15 protein-coding genes and 1 pseudogene are annotated in these 14,998 nt (G+C 70.4%); 11 read left to right on the top strand and 5 right to left on the bottom strand.

Features of this window, described 5'->3' with window-relative positions; translation table 11 throughout:
- The 5 genes and pseudogenes from D7W81_RS31880 to D7W81_RS31860 all read right to left on the bottom strand — a co-directional run.
- Positions 1-323: pseudogene (locus tag D7W81_RS31880) on the bottom strand (ABC transporter permease); the annotation flags it as partial.
- Between the two features lie 138 nt (positions 324-461).
- A complete protein-coding gene (locus D7W81_RS31875; RefSeq protein ID WP_120559174.1) occupies positions 462-911 on the bottom strand; it encodes a hypothetical protein in 450 nt (149 codons plus the stop codon).
- Between the two features lie 3 nt (positions 912-914).
- Positions 915-1,853 (bottom strand): proline dehydrogenase family protein, encoded by a 939-nt coding sequence (locus tag D7W81_RS31870; RefSeq protein ID WP_120559173.1) that lies wholly within the window; start codon positions 1,851-1,853, stop codon positions 915-917.
- A gap of 37 nt (positions 1,854-1,890) precedes the next feature.
- Positions 1,891-2,775, bottom strand: a complete 885-nt coding sequence (locus D7W81_RS31865; protein WP_120559172.1) for an alpha/beta fold hydrolase — start codon at positions 2,773-2,775, stop codon at positions 1,891-1,893.
- Positions 2,768-3,490, bottom strand: a complete 723-nt coding sequence (locus D7W81_RS31860; protein ID WP_120559171.1) for a lysophospholipid acyltransferase family protein — start codon at positions 3,488-3,490, stop codon at positions 2,768-2,770. The genes D7W81_RS31865 and D7W81_RS31860 overlap by 8 nt, the downstream gene beginning before the upstream one ends.
- Before the next feature lie 174 nt (positions 3,491-3,664).
- On the opposite strand from D7W81_RS31860, the gene D7W81_RS31855 reads away from it, so the two are divergent.
- From D7W81_RS31855 to D7W81_RS31810, 11 genes are all read left to right on the top strand, one after another.
- On the top strand, positions 3,665-4,162 hold the full coding sequence (locus tag D7W81_RS31855; protein WP_244227555.1) for a hemerythrin domain-containing protein: 498 nt from the start codon (positions 3,665-3,667) through the stop codon (positions 4,160-4,162).
- A gap of 180 nt (positions 4,163-4,342) precedes the next feature.
- A complete protein-coding gene (locus D7W81_RS31850; RefSeq protein WP_120559170.1) occupies positions 4,343-4,867 on the top strand; it encodes a cell wall protein in 525 nt (174 codons plus the stop codon).
- A gap of 131 nt (positions 4,868-4,998) precedes the next feature.
- Complete coding sequence (locus tag D7W81_RS31845; protein ID WP_120559169.1) at positions 4,999-5,862, top strand: tryptophan 2,3-dioxygenase; 864 nt, start codon at positions 4,999-5,001, stop codon at positions 5,860-5,862.
- A 117-nt stretch (positions 5,863-5,979) separates the two neighbouring features.
- The gene (locus tag D7W81_RS42570) at positions 5,980-6,156 is read left to right on the top strand and encodes a hypothetical protein (RefSeq protein ID WP_158621739.1); all 177 of its coding nucleotides are present in this window, start codon (positions 5,980-5,982) and stop codon (positions 6,154-6,156) included.
- A gap of 113 nt (positions 6,157-6,269) precedes the next feature.
- Positions 6,270-6,821 carry a Uma2 family endonuclease gene (locus D7W81_RS31840; RefSeq protein WP_120559168.1) on the top strand — a complete coding sequence of 184 codons (552 nt, stop codon included), beginning with the start codon at positions 6,270-6,272 and terminating at the stop codon, positions 6,819-6,821.
- Positions 6,822-6,834: 13 nt separating this feature from the next.
- On the top strand, positions 6,835-7,962 hold the full coding sequence (locus D7W81_RS31835; protein ID WP_120559167.1) for a hypothetical protein: 1,128 nt from the start codon (positions 6,835-6,837) through the stop codon (positions 7,960-7,962).
- Positions 7,963-8,059: 97 nt separating this feature from the next.
- Positions 8,060-10,687 carry a hypothetical protein gene (locus D7W81_RS42565; RefSeq protein WP_158621738.1) on the top strand — a complete coding sequence of 876 codons (2,628 nt, stop codon included), beginning with the start codon at positions 8,060-8,062 and terminating at the stop codon, positions 10,685-10,687.
- Positions 10,688-10,831: 144 nt separating this feature from the next.
- Positions 10,832-12,292, top strand: a complete 1,461-nt coding sequence (locus D7W81_RS31825; protein ID WP_120559166.1) for an adenylate/guanylate cyclase domain-containing protein — start codon at positions 10,832-10,834, stop codon at positions 12,290-12,292.
- A 27-nt stretch (positions 12,293-12,319) separates the two neighbouring features.
- Complete coding sequence (locus D7W81_RS31820; RefSeq protein WP_120559165.1) at positions 12,320-12,739, top strand: type II secretion system protein GspG; 420 nt, start codon at positions 12,320-12,322, stop codon at positions 12,737-12,739.
- Positions 12,740-12,892: 153 nt separating this feature from the next.
- A complete protein-coding gene (locus tag D7W81_RS31815; protein ID WP_120559164.1) occupies positions 12,893-14,251 on the top strand; it encodes a universal stress protein in 1,359 nt (452 codons plus the stop codon).
- Between the two features lie 140 nt (positions 14,252-14,391).
- Entirely contained in the window at positions 14,392-14,973 is a 582-nt protein-coding gene (locus D7W81_RS31810; RefSeq protein ID WP_120559163.1) for a sigma 54-interacting transcriptional regulator, read from the top strand.
- Positions 14,974-14,998: the final 25 nt, after the last annotated feature.

The raw sequence follows: 14,998 nt of genomic DNA, 5'->3' as shown, positions 1-14,998 counted from the left end.
CCCAGCAGCTGCTTCTCCACCCGGACGCCCTCGATGCCGGAGAAGCCCCGCGCCCCTTCCCGCCACGCGTTCCACACCGGAAGGCTCACACGGGTGCGGTCCTTGTGGGGTCCCGCCCCCGCGCCGGGGACCGTCGTCTGGAAGAGGCGGACCAGCTGCTCCGGCTCCGGGTACGGCAGGGGCTGCCAGAGCACCGGATACACGATGCTGAAGACCGCCGTGGTCGCGCCAATGGTGAGCGCGAGCGTCGTGACGACGACCGCGGTGAAGAGCTTCTCCCGGGCCATCGAGCGCAACGCGCGCCGGACTTCGTGCAAGAGCATGGACCTGTCAGGGGTGGGGGGACGAAGGCACCCGTAAAGCAATGAGGATGCCACGCGCGGCCTTCCCCTGCCGGGCGGGGCGCGCCGCCCGGAGGCCTGACCGGAACTGGGAACGGCCGTCCCACTTCTGGAAACGGCCTACTTCACCAGCTGCCGCAGCGTCGCCTCGGTGACGACGCCGAACAGCGCCGTCTGCGCGAACAGCCAGACATGCTCCGCGCGCGACCAGGTGTTCGCCAGCGCCGTCGCCTTGAAGAGGGGGAAGGCCATCCGCTCGAACGCCAGCACGCCCAGGCCCAGCAGGACGCCGCTGCCCACCAGGGGCCACTTCGACGTGCGCATCCGCACCAGGCCCCAGCCCATCCCCAGCAGGGGGCCGTAGCCCGCGCGCAGCGCGAAGGCCCAGCGCGACGCCTCCCGCCGGGACATCCACCGGCCGAACAGCCGGCTCAGCACCTGCCGGGCGATGTGGCGCGCGGCGTAGGGCGGCGGGTGGCCCAGCGTGGCGTTGCGCACGCTGACCAGGATTCCCAGGGCGCCGGTGCCCACGGCCCCGGCGACATACGCGGCGGCGTACGGGTTCCTCATCGCTCATCCCTTCATCAGGTTGCGCATCACGAACCACAGGTTGGCCGGACGCTCCGCCAGCCTGCGCATGAAATACGGATACCAGTGCTTCCCATACGGGACATAGACACGCACCGGATGGCCTTCCTTCGCCAGCCGCTCCTGCAGGTCGCGCCGGATGCCATACAGCATCTGGAATTCGAAGGCGCCCTTGGGCAGATGCTGGCGCGCGGCGTACTCCAGCGTGGCGTCCACCATCCGCTCATCATGCGTGGCGATGCCGTGATACACGCCGCTGTCCAACAGGATGTGCATGCAGCGCACGAAGTTCGCGTCCACGTCCTTCTTGTCCGGGAAGGCCACGTCCGGACCCTCCAGGTAGGCCCCCTTGCACAGCCGGATGCGGACGCGCTCGGCGCACAGGGCCTTCGCGTCCTCCTCCGTGCGCTTCAAGTAGCTCTGGAGCACCGCGCCCACGTGCGTCTCACCGAACTCCGAGTGCAAATCCCGCACGATGTCCAGGGTCACCTGCGTGACGGCGCTCTCCTCCATGTCCACGCGCACGAAGGAGTCCCGCGCCGCCGCGTCCGCCACCACCGCCCGCGCGTTCTGCAGGGCCAGGTTCCGGTCGAACAACACACCGCACTGCGTGAGCTTCAGCGACACGTTGGCCTTCACGCCCACCTGGTCGATGCGCGCGAGCAGCCGCTGATACTGCCGCACCTCGTCGCGCGTCTCCTGGGGCGTCCGCACCGCTTCGTTGAGATGGTCGAAGCTGGCCGTCAATCCCTTCGCGGTGAGGGCCTTCACCGCCTCCACCGCCTCCTCCAGCGTCTCCCCCGCGATGAAGCGGGACGCCAGCTGGCGAAAGGGTTTGAGCCGCGTGGCCACGTCCTTGAGGTTGGACTGACGCGACAGGAACAGCAGCGCGGAACGGGACAGCTGATCGGCGGCGGTCGTCATACGATTGTGTTCCCCCGACGATAGAAATAGCGACTGTTCAGTCAGGGTGCCGCGACAGGAAGTCGGACACGCGTTCATTGAACGCTTCCGGGTGGCTCATGTACGGCAGGTGACTGGCCGCCTCCAGGAACTCCAGCCGGGCGCCCGGCACGTGCTCCGCCACGTCGCGCGCGGCCGCGGGCGGCACCAGCAGGTCGCGGCCTCCCTCGATGATGAGCGTGGGCACGCGCAGCTCCCGCAGCCGGTGCAGGAAGTCCGCGGCCAGGATGTCGCGCAGCCGCCGCATCAGCTCCAGCGACGACAGGCGCCGGGCCTCGCGGACAATCTCCGCCCGCCCCTCCGGCGGCAGCCACCGGCCCCCCAGGATGCGGGCCACCGTGGGCGCGAACACATACGCCAGCGGCCCGGGCGCCCGCACCAGCGTGGACAGCGTCAACGCCAGCCGCCGCACCTTGCGCACGCTGGCCACCGGCGACACCAGCACCAGCGCCTTCACCCGCTCCGGGTGCTCCAACGCATACGCGATGGACACCAGGCTTCCATAGGAAGACCCCATCAACGCGAAGCGCTCCGGAAGCCGCGCCTCCGGGTGGTTGAGCACCGACAGGTTCCACTGCAACGGCGTATGCGTCGCGGGCGTCTTCAGGGGCGGCGTCCACAACAGGAGGTTCCACGCCTGGGCCAGCGGCTCCATGGGCGCGAAGGAGCGGCCACTGGCGCCCAGCCCCGGAAGACAGAGCACCGTGCGTGATACATCCCTGTTGCCCTTGGGAAAGGTGAACAGCCGCACCGGCGTGCCCCGGACGACGCGCTCCTCGCACTCCAGCTGTTCATAGCCCTGCTGGATGTCTTCCACGTCCGGGACCAGCGGCGGTACCCGGGGCTTGGGCGCAACGGCATGGCTGGCGGGGGCGTCAAGCATGGCAGGCCCTCAGGAGCAGGCGCCGGACGCTGGCGGCCACGCGGTCGCGGAAGGCCCGCACGCGCGACTCCGACGCACCCGACGGCGGCGGTTCATGGGGTTCACCCACGGCGAAGGTGAGCTGGACCGGCAGCGGAAGTGGACCCAATCCCATCACCAGGGGCATGCGGTATTTATCCTCCGCGGCCAGGCGCAGGCACCAGCGGTCCTCGTCCGGAGGCCAGAAGAAGGTGTCATCCACCCCAAAACCCGCGAAGGGCACCACCGGCACCCCGGCCTGCATGGCCAGCCGGACAAAGCCCAGCGCACGCTCCCACCGCAGGCGGTAGCGGCCCTGGCTGCGTTTGAAGGTCTCCCGCGCGCCGCCCGGATAACAGACGACGAGCTGTCCCTCCTGGAGCGACCGGAGCGCGTTCTCCTTCGTCCCCTCCACGCCGCCCAGCCAGGGCAACACCGTGCGCACGAGGGGAATCTTGAAGAATCCCCGCTCCGCGAGCCCCAGCGGATAGCGCCCCGTGGCCTGGTGCAGCAGGTGGAAGAAGGCGGGGGTCTCGTATCCCCAGACACCGTGGTTCCCTACGAGCAGCAACGGCCCCTGCCTGGGCAGATGTTCAGCACCCATCAGCCGGGCGCGGTGATAACGCGCGGACAGGGCGGCACCGCGCTCCGCGAAACGGAAGACGGTCTGTCGGACGCTGGCGAATGGGTTTTCCACGGTGGAGCCAAGATGCAGCCGCCCTCGTGGGCTGGCACCCTGGTAGCAGGCGGGCGGGCAGGGGCTCCACCGCCGCCATCACCGGAAAAGGGCATGCACGCCAGCAGGCTGGCTTTCACGGCGGCGGGACGGGTGCGGTTGTCTGCCCCCGGGGCCGTGCTGATGCTTGGGTGCATGGCCGGCCCGTTCGAAATCCTCCTGCAACAACACCATGAACTGGAGGAACTGCTGGAGCGGCTGGCTTCGGAGTCAGACGTGGAGGACCTGGCGGACGGTCAGGAGACCCTCTCCCGCCTCCTGCGCCTGCACTCCCGTCTGGAGGAGCGCTGTCTCCAGCCGCTGCTGACCCGCGTGGAGGGCCGCACCCGCGCCCGCGAGGAGGCGGAGGACCACCTCACCCTGCGCGAGCTGATGGAGGAATTGCAGGAGCTGACACCTCGCGGCGTCGAGTGGCAGGCACGCCTCTTCACGCTGGAGGACAGGGTCGTGGCGCATGTGCAAGCCACGGAACACGAGGTGCTTCCACGGCTGTCCGCATCCCTGGACGCGGAGGAATTGGCGGAACTGGGACACGACCTCGCACTGACGTACGAGGAACTGCTGGATCGCTCGCAGCACCCCCCTGCCTCCAGTCGCGGAACGTTGTTGGAACCCCTGCATTGGGATGCGTGAGAAGCGCCTGAAAGCGCCGCCGAGCCCCATTTCCCGGGCCTTTCTCACCTGCTGATACGCAGTGGCGTCACAACTTTTTATCGCTTCCTTCGACAATTGCCTTTCTGGGAGGTATTGGTAGTCCCGCGTGCCGGTTCACGCCAATGCAATGCTCCCCCCTTAAACCGAGGATTGTTCGAAATGTCAGTTGACAAGGCGTTCCGCGAGATGATTCGCAACGAAATTGAAGTGCAGCTCAAGCCCCTGCGCGACGTGGTGTCTCGTCTGGAGGCGGGCACGGCGGACCTGGATGCGCTGCGCAATGTGGCCGAGCGTCTGGCGCCCCTGGCTCAGGTGGTGGGCCCCCTCTTCGGCGCGAACGCGCCCGCGGCGGGCAAGCCGGGCCGTCGTCCCGTGGGCCGTCCGGCGGGTCGCGCCGCGGTGAGCGCTCCGGTGGCGGCGTCGGGTGGCAAGCGCCGGGGCCGCAAGCCGGCGGCGGCGGAAGGCGGCGCCCGTGAGTGCGCCATCAATGGCTGCGGCAAGCCCAGCCGCACCAAGGGCTACTGCGCCGCGCACTACCAGAAGCTGCGCATGCTGGAGAAGACCAACCGCCGTCCCTCCGCGTGGTCCGACTACGCCGAGCCCAACAGCGTGGAGGACATCAAGCTGCCCCGTGGCCGCGCCGCCTCCAAGGCGCTCGCGGAAGCCGCTCAGAAGAACGCTTAAGCAGTACAGTTGCCCCGGCCCGGGCAGAGGTGGTGGACCGCGTCCTTCCGTCAGGAAGCACGTGGCAGGATTGACCGCGCGGAGGATGTGCTTGCGCCGCGAGGGGGTTGGTGTGCATGAGTGCCCGGGCCATGAACAAACGCGACCTGGAGCCTGGAATCGTCACGGACCTCGCGGGCCGGACGACCTATGGTGATTACCTGCAACTGGACCGGCTGTTGTCCGCGCAGGTGCCCCGTTCCCAGCCTCCCCATCACGACGAGTTGTTGTTCATCGTCCAGCATCAGACGAGCGAGCTGTGGATGAAGCTGCTCATCCACGAGCTGTCCGCCTGCATCCGCTACATCCAGGCGGACCGGCTGGAGCCGTCCTTCAAGATCTTCGCGCGCGTCGCGCACATCCAGCGGATGCTCTTCGAGCAGTGGAGCGTGCTGGAGACGCTCACGCCCAACGAGTACCTGGAGTTCCGCGACACGCTGGGCCACGCGTCAGGCTTCCAGAGCTTCCAGTACCGGGCGCTGGAGTTCCTGTTGGGCAACAAGGACGAGGCGGCCACGGGCCCCTTCAAGCACGTGCCAGGCGTGCACGCGGAGCTGGACCGCCTGCTGGAGTCGCCAGGCATCTACGACGAATTCCTGCGCCACCTGTCGCGCATGGGCCACGACATTCCCAGAAGCCACGTGGAGCGCGACTGGCGTCAGCCGTATGAGAAGAGCGCCCAGGTGATGGAGGTGTTCCGGCGCATCTACTCGGACGCCGAGAAGCACTGGGATGCGTATGAGATGTGCGAGAAGCTGGTGGACACGGAGGAGCGGTTCCAGCTCTGGCGCTACCGGCACATGATGACGGTGATGCGCATCATCGGCTTCAAGCAGGGCACGGGCGGCTCGTCCGGCGTGGGCTTCCTGCGCAAGGCGCTGGACCTGCGCTTCTTCCCGGAGCTGTGGGACGTGCGCACGTCGCTGACGCCGCCCGCGAAGCCCCGGGGCACCTGAGGCGCGCCGCTCGTGCGCCCGCATGCTCCGCGGGCGGGAGGGAGCGGGGTGCACGCGGGGGCGCGGGCTCCCTAGCTTGGGAGAGGCCAAACCCTCTCAACGCGCGAAGGAGCCACCATGGGTGAGCACGAAAGCCCCCGGAAGGAACCGCAGCTTCCAGAAGACGAACAGAAGAACAAGCGTCAGGCGGGGGACCGTCCGGTGCCCACGCCGGGCCACATGGGCAACCTGCCGGACAACGGCCCGGGCCCCGGTGGCATTGGCATCAAGCTGCCCGAGGGCGGCGGCGACTGAGTGAAACATCCGGCGGTGTTTCAGGCCGGAGGGCCCTTCCGGGGCTCCCGGCCGCCGGGGACGCTGTAGGTTGCCCGTGAGGTTTCCTACCTGATAGGTTATAAGGCCCGGTCATGGAGCCGACCGCCAGAGCCGAAGCGTTTCCATCGAGCAGCGAGGGAGAGGTTGTCGCTGGGAAGTCCTACGTGAGTCCCAGGCCCGCGGCTCCCCAGGCGCTGGCGAAGTCCGTGCTGGCGGGGGAGCTCATGAGCGCCTTCGGGCGGACGGGCCGAAGGTCCGGGGATTGGATCTTTCTCATCGAACCCAGGCTGCACCTGGGAGCCGACGTCCTGGTGCCGGACCTGACAGGTTGGCGCCGAGAGCGCATGCAGAAACTGCCTTCCGTTGCCGCCCTCACGCTCGCACCCGAGTGGGTGTGTGAGGTGCTCTCGCCGGAAACCCACAACCTCGACCGGGGCCGGAAACTGGCGGCCTATGCTCGTGCCGGAGTGAGGCACGTGTGGTTGGTGGATCCGGCGCCTCATATGCGTACCCTGGAGGTCTTCCGTCTTCAGGGGCCGTACTACGCCTATCTGGCGGGCTACGAGGACGGGCGAATCGTCCACGCGGAGCCATTCGAGGCGCTTCCCCTGGAACTCAAGGTCCTGTGGGAGGACGTCGAGTAGTCTTCCGCGCACCATGTCCGTGTCCGCGGAAATGACGCTGCTCTTCGAACAGGCCCACATCCTCTGCTACCGCACGTTCGACATCGCGGAGGAGATCGACCTGGAGCGCGCGCGCAAGGCGCTGTCGGAGGACTCGCGCCGCTTGAAGCTGTCGCGCGAGAACAGCCAGTACATCCAACTGCCCAACCCTCCCGTGGCCTATGAGCTGGGCCGCAGGGCGCTCGCGCTGCGCGGCGGTCCCGTCACGGTGGACGCCACCGCGCGCCTGTTCGACCACGGCGCCGCGTCCATCATCCTTCGCGTCCCCGTCGCTCCCGGCACCACCTGGGAAACCCTCACCCATGTCGCGGACGAGCTCTACGACAGCCAGGCCCTGGACGACCTGGCGCAAGAGCTGGTGGAGGGCGTGCGCCGCACCATCGCCACCGCCGTGCAGGGGCCGCACCTCTGGGACCAGAGCGAGAGCTACACCGTCATCTTCGCCGAGCGCATCCAGGGCAATCCCTCCGCGGAGGAGCTGTTCCAGCGCGCGGACATCGCACGGCTGTTGTTGGGGGAGAGCACCGCCGCGCCGCTGGCGCCGCGCGAGCGCGAGGCCGTCACCCAGGTGCGCTTCAGCTACACCGCCCATGACCTGGTCGTCGTGGATTGGAACAGCGCGTTCGTCTACGAGCCGTCCGGCTCACGAGACATCCCGGACCTGTTGGAGATCGCCAACGCGCAGCTGTTGGAGTTCCGTTACTACGACGAGCGGTTGGACAAGCACATCGCGCGCATCCATGACGAGGTGCAGGCGCGCAAGCCCGGCTGGCTCACGCTGTTCCGCAGCCCATACCGCAACCTCGCGCGCGAGACGCTGGGCACGCTCGTGGACCTCAACGAGTTCGTGGAGCGCGTGGAGAACAGCCTCAAGATCATCGGCGACTTCTATCTGGCCAAGGTCTACGAGGGCGCCGTGCGCCGCCTGCGCATCCCCGCGTGGCAGGCCTCCGTCACGCGCAAGCAGCAGCTGCTCGCGCAGACGTATGGGCTGCTCAAGGGCGAGGTGGACATCGACCGCTCCCACGTCCTGGAGGTGATGATCGTCGCGTTGATCATCCTGGAGATCGTCCTCGCCTTCGGCCGCGTGTTCCAACACTGACGGTGCGTTTTTTCAGGAAATGAGAGCCTGACGGAACTTCCGGGCCGGTCCTCCCGATACCTCCTGTTCAGAGGCACTTCGACAGCGGGAGCGGGACATGGCGGTCAACGGCTCGGGCAACTCCACGGCGTCCAACGCGGCGGCGGAGGCGGCACGCAGGGCGGCGGAGGCGGCGGCGAAGGCAGCCGCGGAGGCTGCTCGCAAGGCAGCGGAGGCCGCGGCGAAGGCGGCGGCCAACACCGTGAAGCACGCCACCCCGGGCGCCTCGAGCTTCGACGCGCCGAAGGCGGACGCGCGCAAGCCCCGGCTGGATGCCGGCCCCGGCACGGCGCCCGCGACGTCGCTGCTGAACGAAGACACCCGGGATGGCAGCGTCAACTGCCTGGACCGCGCGGCGGATTGGGTGGAGACGGCCAGCCCGCAGCTGCGTGCGCGCAGTGAGCTGGTGTTCCTGAAGGACGCGCGTCCCGGCGCGGAAGGACAGACGGGGCACGTGGTGGTGCGCCAGGGCGAGCGTGTCTTCGACCCGGCCTCCCAGCAGAGCTACGCCTCGCTGGCGGACTACCAGCGCGCGCAGCCGCAGTACCAGCAGGTGGGCTCGCTGCCCGCGACGCAGGCGGCGCGCATCTTCTCCACGCCCCCGGGCTCCGCGGAGCGGCAGGCCGCGCTCGCCCAGGCGAAGGTGTCGCCTTCGCTCCAGCAGATGCTGGTGGCGGACGCGCCCGTGGAGGGCGCCAACACCTCCGCCACGGCGGCCACCGAAGCACCGCGTGAGCTGAACCCGGAGTCCGTCGCGCAGGCGGAGGCCTGCTACGCGCAGCTCCAGCAGGCGCATTACCTGAGCCAGCCCACCCTCGCCGCGGACATGCTCCAGCAGCACGCGAACGATCCGGACTTCCAGGCGGCCCTCATCGGCCTGATGGCGGAGGGCGGCTCGGAGGGCATGCTCCAGAACGTGGTCACGGGCATGGAGGGGCTCTTCATCAACATCAACGGCGAGTTCCGGGGCACCGCCGAACAGCGTGAGGCCCTCACGAACGGCCTCCAGGCGGCGCTCGACGCGGGCACGCTCACCCAGGCCGGCCTCCAGGCCATGAGCCAGGCCTCGCCATACGTTTGGGAGCCCGTGCTGGCGGCGCTGGACGTGACGCCCGCGCAGCGTCCGGAGGGCGCGGACGCGGCGCTCGCGGAGGTGGAGGGCGCCACCTCCGAATACGAGGACGCGCTGGAGGAGGCTCGCAAGAAGGACGAGTTCCTCGCCCAGCAGCTCGCGGGCCTGGGGGACACGCTCACCCCCGAGCAGAAGCAGGCGTACATCGACGCGTTCCGCAACGACCCGGAGAACAAGGGCGCCTACGACACGCTGGAGGCCACGGCCGCGAAGCTCGCCCAGGCCATCGAGGACAACGCGGGCGTGCTGGAGGCCGCCGCGTACGCGAACCCCGAAGAGGACGGGGCCGTGCTGCGCAAGGGGCTGGAGCTGCTCGCGGACTCGCCCCACGCCGCGCTGGCCGTGGAGCTGGGCGCGAAGTACCTGGCGGATCCGTCCAGTCCCATGGGCCAGGTGGCCGCGGGCTGGGGCGAGGACTTCGCGAAGAAGATATTGGAGACGGGCGTCCCCAACGCGGCCTCGCAGCTGCTGGCGACGCAGGACCCGGACGCGGCGCTCGCGCAGCTGGAGGCGCTGCTCGACCCGTTGAAGAAGGCGGGCGGGGCGGGGGCCTCCGCGTTCTCCGACATCAAGGACGGCCTGGAGGCCATCAAGCTCGCGCGGGCTGGCAACTTCGACCGGCTCCAGCAGCTGGCGGGCAAGTGGGACCAGGCGAGCCCGCTCCTCAAGGGCCTGACGGCCGCGGGCATCGCCTTCGGCGCGGTGGGCGCCATCCAGGCCGGCAAGGAGGGCGACTTCCTGGGCGTGGTGAAGAACCTGGCGAGCGCGGGCGAGAGCGGCGCGCGGCTGACCGCCAGCGTCCTCCAGTCCATGGCCATCGCGGGGGACGTGGCGCAGGGCGCGTCCTTCGCGGCGAAGCTGGCGCCGGCGCTGGGGCTGGTGGCCAACGCGGCGTCACTGGGCCTGCACTTGAACCAGTTCGTCCAGGACAACAACCCGGGCTACCTCGTCGCCGCGCTGGGTGACGCGGTGAGCGCGCTGGGAAGCGCCATCGAGCTGACGCCGGGGGCCCCCGTGGGCCTGCTCATCAACGGCATCGGCGCGGCCATCACCGTCATCGGCGAGCTGACCGCGGGCTTCATCGAAGCGGGCAAGCTGGACGACGCGCGCGAGAAGTACCTGGAGGCCATCGGCATCGACCCCGCGCTCAACGAGACGCTGCGCGACGCGGACGGCGAGCGCATCCAGGAGCTCACGCAGGAGCTGGGCATCCCGGCGGAGGACGTGCAGAAGCTGGCCCAGCAGTACCCGTGGCTCTTGACGGACGGCTCCGGCAACGGGCTGAACCTGGACGCGACGGTGAAGATGCTCCAGGCCTACGGCATCTCGGGGCACGAGGCCTACGAGCTGCTGTCCACGATGGGCGCGGGCGCGGAGGATCCCGCCCACAGCACCTACGTGGCGCTGGTGAACCTGTCGCGCGAGGCGAGCTGGGCGGAGACGCCGGAGGACTTCGACCGCATCCTCAACAACCTCAAGCAGTCGTTCCCGGAGGAGTTCACGTCCACTTTCGACGCGCTGCTGCAAGCGGGCCAGGCGCACCGCGAGGGGTAGTGCGCGGGCCCTGGGAAACGTCCCTGTCCGGGGGGAGGGGTTCGCGGCGCCCGGGGTTGCGCTACGCTCCGGGGCAGGGTGTGCGCCGGGCCACCCGTGTTTCGCTCCCGGTCCAGTAGTCGCCAGGGGGACGGAGATTGCCGCGTGAGTGCTTCGAACCCCCTCTTCGGTGACCTGTTGCTCAAGCTGGGAATCGTCACGCCGGGGCAGGTGCAGGAAGCGCTCGCGCTGCAGGCCCTCACCGGGCAGCGCGTGGGCGAGGCGCTCATCTCCCTGGGCTACGTGTCACGCGAGCAGATTCAAGACGCGCTGGGAGAGGCCCTGGGCCTGAACCAGGAGAAGGGGCCCGCGCAGCCGCCGCTGGGTGAGCTGCTGGTGGGGCTCAAGTACGTGACGCTCGCGCAGCTGGACGAGGCCCTGGCGCGGCAGCGGCGCGACGGGCGGCGGCTGGGGGAGATCCTCGTCGAGCTGGGCCACTGCACGTACAAGCAGATCTACGAAGCGCTGGGCGTGCAGAACCGCATCGTCGGCCGGCAGGACATGCCGCGCCCCGCGACGGAGGGGCGCCGCCGCGTGGTGGTGGTGGACGACAGCCCCCTGGCGTGCGCGTTCGTGCAGGAGGGGCTGGTGGCGCTGGGCTACGAGGTCCTCTGCTTCCAGGACCCGTACGAGGCGCTGGAGGGCATGGGGCGGCTGCAGGCGGCCATCGTGCTGAGCGACCTGGAGATGCCGGGGCTGGACGGCGTGGAGCTGTGCCGGCGGCTGAAGGAGGGCCCGCGCAGCACCATCCCCGTCATCATGCTCACCGCCAATGACCGCGAGGCGGAGCGCGTGCGCGGCCTGCGCGCGGGCGCGGACGACTACGTGAACAAGTCCGCGTCCATGGACGAACTGGCGGCGCGCATCGAGAGCGTGGTGCGCCGCACGGACGAGACGGAGCGCATGCGCAAGCTGTTCGCGCGCTACACGTCCGACGCGGTGGTGGAGGAGATCCTCAAGAGCGCGGACGCGGCGGTGCTCGCCGGCGAGAAGCGCGAGGTGACGGTGCTGTTCTCGGACATCCGCAACTTCACCGGCCTGGCGGAGAGTCTTCCCCCCGAGCAGGTGGTGGCGGTGCTCAACCAGGTGCTGGGCCGGCTGTCGGACGCGGTGCTCACCTGCGGCGGCACGCTGGACAAGTTCCTGGGGGACGGGCTGATGGCCGTCTTCGGCGCGCCGGTGGGCCGCCCGGACGACGCGCTCCGGGGCCTCCAGTGCGCGAAGATGATGATGGAGGCCGTGGCGGAGCTGCGCGCCATCGCGGAGGCCGAGTGGGTCGCCCACGGCCGCGAGGGCCGGCCCCTGGTGCTGGAGCTGGGCGTGGGGCTGAACTCGGGCGTGGTGGTGTCCGGGAACATCGGCAGCGCGCTCCGGGCCGAGTACACCTGCATCGGCGACGCGGTGAACGTGGCCGCGCGGCTGTGCGCGCTGGCCGGACCGGGGGAGATCCTGGTGGGCGAGCGCACGCGCGAACTGGTGGACGCGAACGAGACCGCCTTCGAGGACCTGCCGCCGGTGCGCCTGAAGGGCAAGCAGCAGCCGGTGCCGCTTTACCGCGCCCTCTGACGCGCCAGGCGGTAGGTTGGAGGTGCCATGGCCGCCACCTCTCCCTCGTCCGCCGCCCCCGGGAAGTCCCGCCGTTCCCCGCTGCCCTGGGTGGCGGTGGTGTTCGCGGTGGCGCTCGTCGTGGCCCTGGTGCTCACCGCCTTCCGCCGCCGCGACCCTGAGCAGGCGAAGCACATCCACGCCGACTTCACCGTCATCCTGGGCGCGCTGGAGCGCTACCGGGCGGACCACGGCGGGCAGCTGCCGGAGGAGGGAGACCTGGACGCGATGCTGGTGCCCAAGTACCTCAACGCCATGCCCCTGGACCCCTGGAACCGGCCGTACCACTACGCGAGCAACGGGCAGGAGGTGTTCCTGTCCAGCTTCGGCCGGGAGAACCAGCGCGGCGGCGCGGGCGAGAACCAGGACCACACCAACCACGACGGCCACCAGGAACTGCTGCACTAGGGCTGCGCCAGGGCCCCGGCTGCCCGGGCGCCCCGCCCTGAGGGGCAGGCAGGCCGCCACGGACGCCGTCACGCCACCGCGTGTCTGGCGTGCGCATCCTTCTCCCGTGAGGGGAGGCTCCAGCGGGCATCGCCTCCTCCGGGGGGCCCCGCCATGGCCATCATCTGCGCAACCAACCTGTCCGCCGACGCCGCGCACGCGGCCACCGTCGCGGCGACGCTCGCCGGCCGGCTGGGAGAGCCCCTGCTGCTGCTGGGCGTGGACGACGAGGTCCCGGACGCGGAGGCCCCGGACGCCCTGTCCGCCGCGGAAGGGGGCCTGGCCGCGGAGGCCGCGCGCCTGAGGCCGCTGGCCGGCACGGTGGAGCCGCGCATGCAGCGGGGCGCCTCCGTGGAGACGCTGCTGGGGGACGAGGAGTGCCGCAGCGCCCGGCTGGTGGTGGTGGCCGCGGAGGGCTGGCGCACGTCCCCCTGGCGCAAGACGTCCCTGGCGGAGCGCCTGGCCCGCCACGGCTGCGCCCCGGTGCTGGCCGTGCGCCGGGACACGGCGCTCCTGGACTGGGCGCGCGGCAGGCGCCGGCTGCTGGCGATGGTGGGGGTGGACCCCCGGTCCTCCACGTCCGACGCGGCCATCGCCTTCCTGCGGGAGCTGCGGCGCGTGGGCGGGTGCGACGTGCTGGCCACGTACGTGTGCTCGCCCCTGGAGGAGCGCGAGCGGCTGGGCATCCGCACCCCCGTGCACGTGGAGCGGCTGGACGCGCGCGAGCGCACCATGGAGGGGTTGGATCCACTGGTGGAGCGCGTGCTGCACCGCGAGGTGCGCGAGCGCCTGGGCGACCTGGAGGGGGAGGGCCGCGTGGAGGTGGTGCTGGAGCCCGGCTATGGCCGCCCGGCGGACCACCTGCTGCACGTGGCCCACGCGCGCAGCGCGGAGCTGACGGTGGTGGGCATGCACCTGCGCGGCGGCGTGCAGCGGCTGTGGCACGGGTCCGTGTCGGAAGGGGTCTTGCGCCACGCGGAGCGCTCCGTGGCGTGCATCCCGCCCGGAGTCCGCGAGCCGCGACGCCTGCCGCCGCCCCGGAGCGCGCTGGTGCCGGTGGACTTCACCGTCGCGTCCGGCCAGGCCATCGCGCAGGCGTGCTCGCTGGTGGGCCCGGGCGGCCGCGTGCACCTGCTGCACGTGCACCGGCTGCGGGGCCGCGAGCGGGGCCCCCGGGACTTCCTCGGCGTGCTCCCGGAGCCCGACGGCGAGCGGGACATCGTGCTGAAGCGGCTCTGGGAGCAGGTGCCCCGGGACATGGTCGCGCAGGCGGTGCACTGGAGCGTGGAGGGCGTCAGCGGAGACGACGTCGCCGTCGCCATCTGCCAGGCCACGGAGCGCGAGGGCGTGGACCTGGTGTGCGTGGGCACCTCCGCCCGTCATGAGCCCGTGCCGGACGTGCTGGAGGAGGCGGTGGCGCGCGAGCTGGTGCTGCGCTGCCGCCGGCCCGTGATGGTGGTGCCCTCGGCCTGACCCGGGAACGGGCGTCCAGTGCTCCGCCTTCTCATAAAACGGGGCCCTGTTTTTTTCTCGCACGTAAGGGATTGAACAGGCGACCCGTTAGGGCGTTAGACTTTGGGAGGACCCGCTTTCCCAGAAGGGTAGGGCATCCCGTGGCTCTTCGCGGTTATCGAGAAGAGGACCTCGTCTCCAACCGTGCATCGCTGCTCATCCACGGCGGCACCGAGGACGAGCGCAGGGCCTGGGCGGAGGAAGCCGCACGCAACTTCGGCGTCCCGCTCACGGAGGTGCGCCAGGCGCAGGAACTGGCCGGGGCGCTGCGGCAGCCCAACGGCGTGCTGTTCATCGCGGACGTGGCGAAGCTGCCGCTCGACGCCCAGGGCCTCATCCTGCGCTGCCTCCAGATGCAGGAGGAGCGGCCCAAGGTGGTGGTGGGCGTCTCCGGCACGGCGATGGCCGCCCTCACCCGGGGCACGCTGCGCGAGGACCTGCACTACCGGCTGAACCAGGCGCAGGTGGACCTGCAGACGGACGGCCTCAGGGACGTGCTGAAGCGCCGCTGGGCGCAGCAGGCGGAGCAGCTGGCCGTGCGCGCCGCCGCGCTGAAGGCCGCCGAGGAGAAGGAGCGCGCCGCCGCCGTCGCCCGCCGCCCCGGCTCCGTCACCCGCATCCTGCCCAAGCGCAAGGCCCCGGCCCCCAGCCGCAAGGGCGCGCCCCGCAACGCGGTCCGCTGAAACCCACCCCCTGGGACCCCCGGAC

The organism is Corallococcus aberystwythensis (assembly GCF_003612165.1).
GTDB classification, from domain to species: Bacteria; Myxococcota; Myxococcia; order Myxococcales; family Myxococcaceae; genus Corallococcus; species Corallococcus aberystwythensis.
Note: the sequence above shows the minus strand (reverse complement) of the source record. Positions and strands in the feature narration are given on the sequence as shown.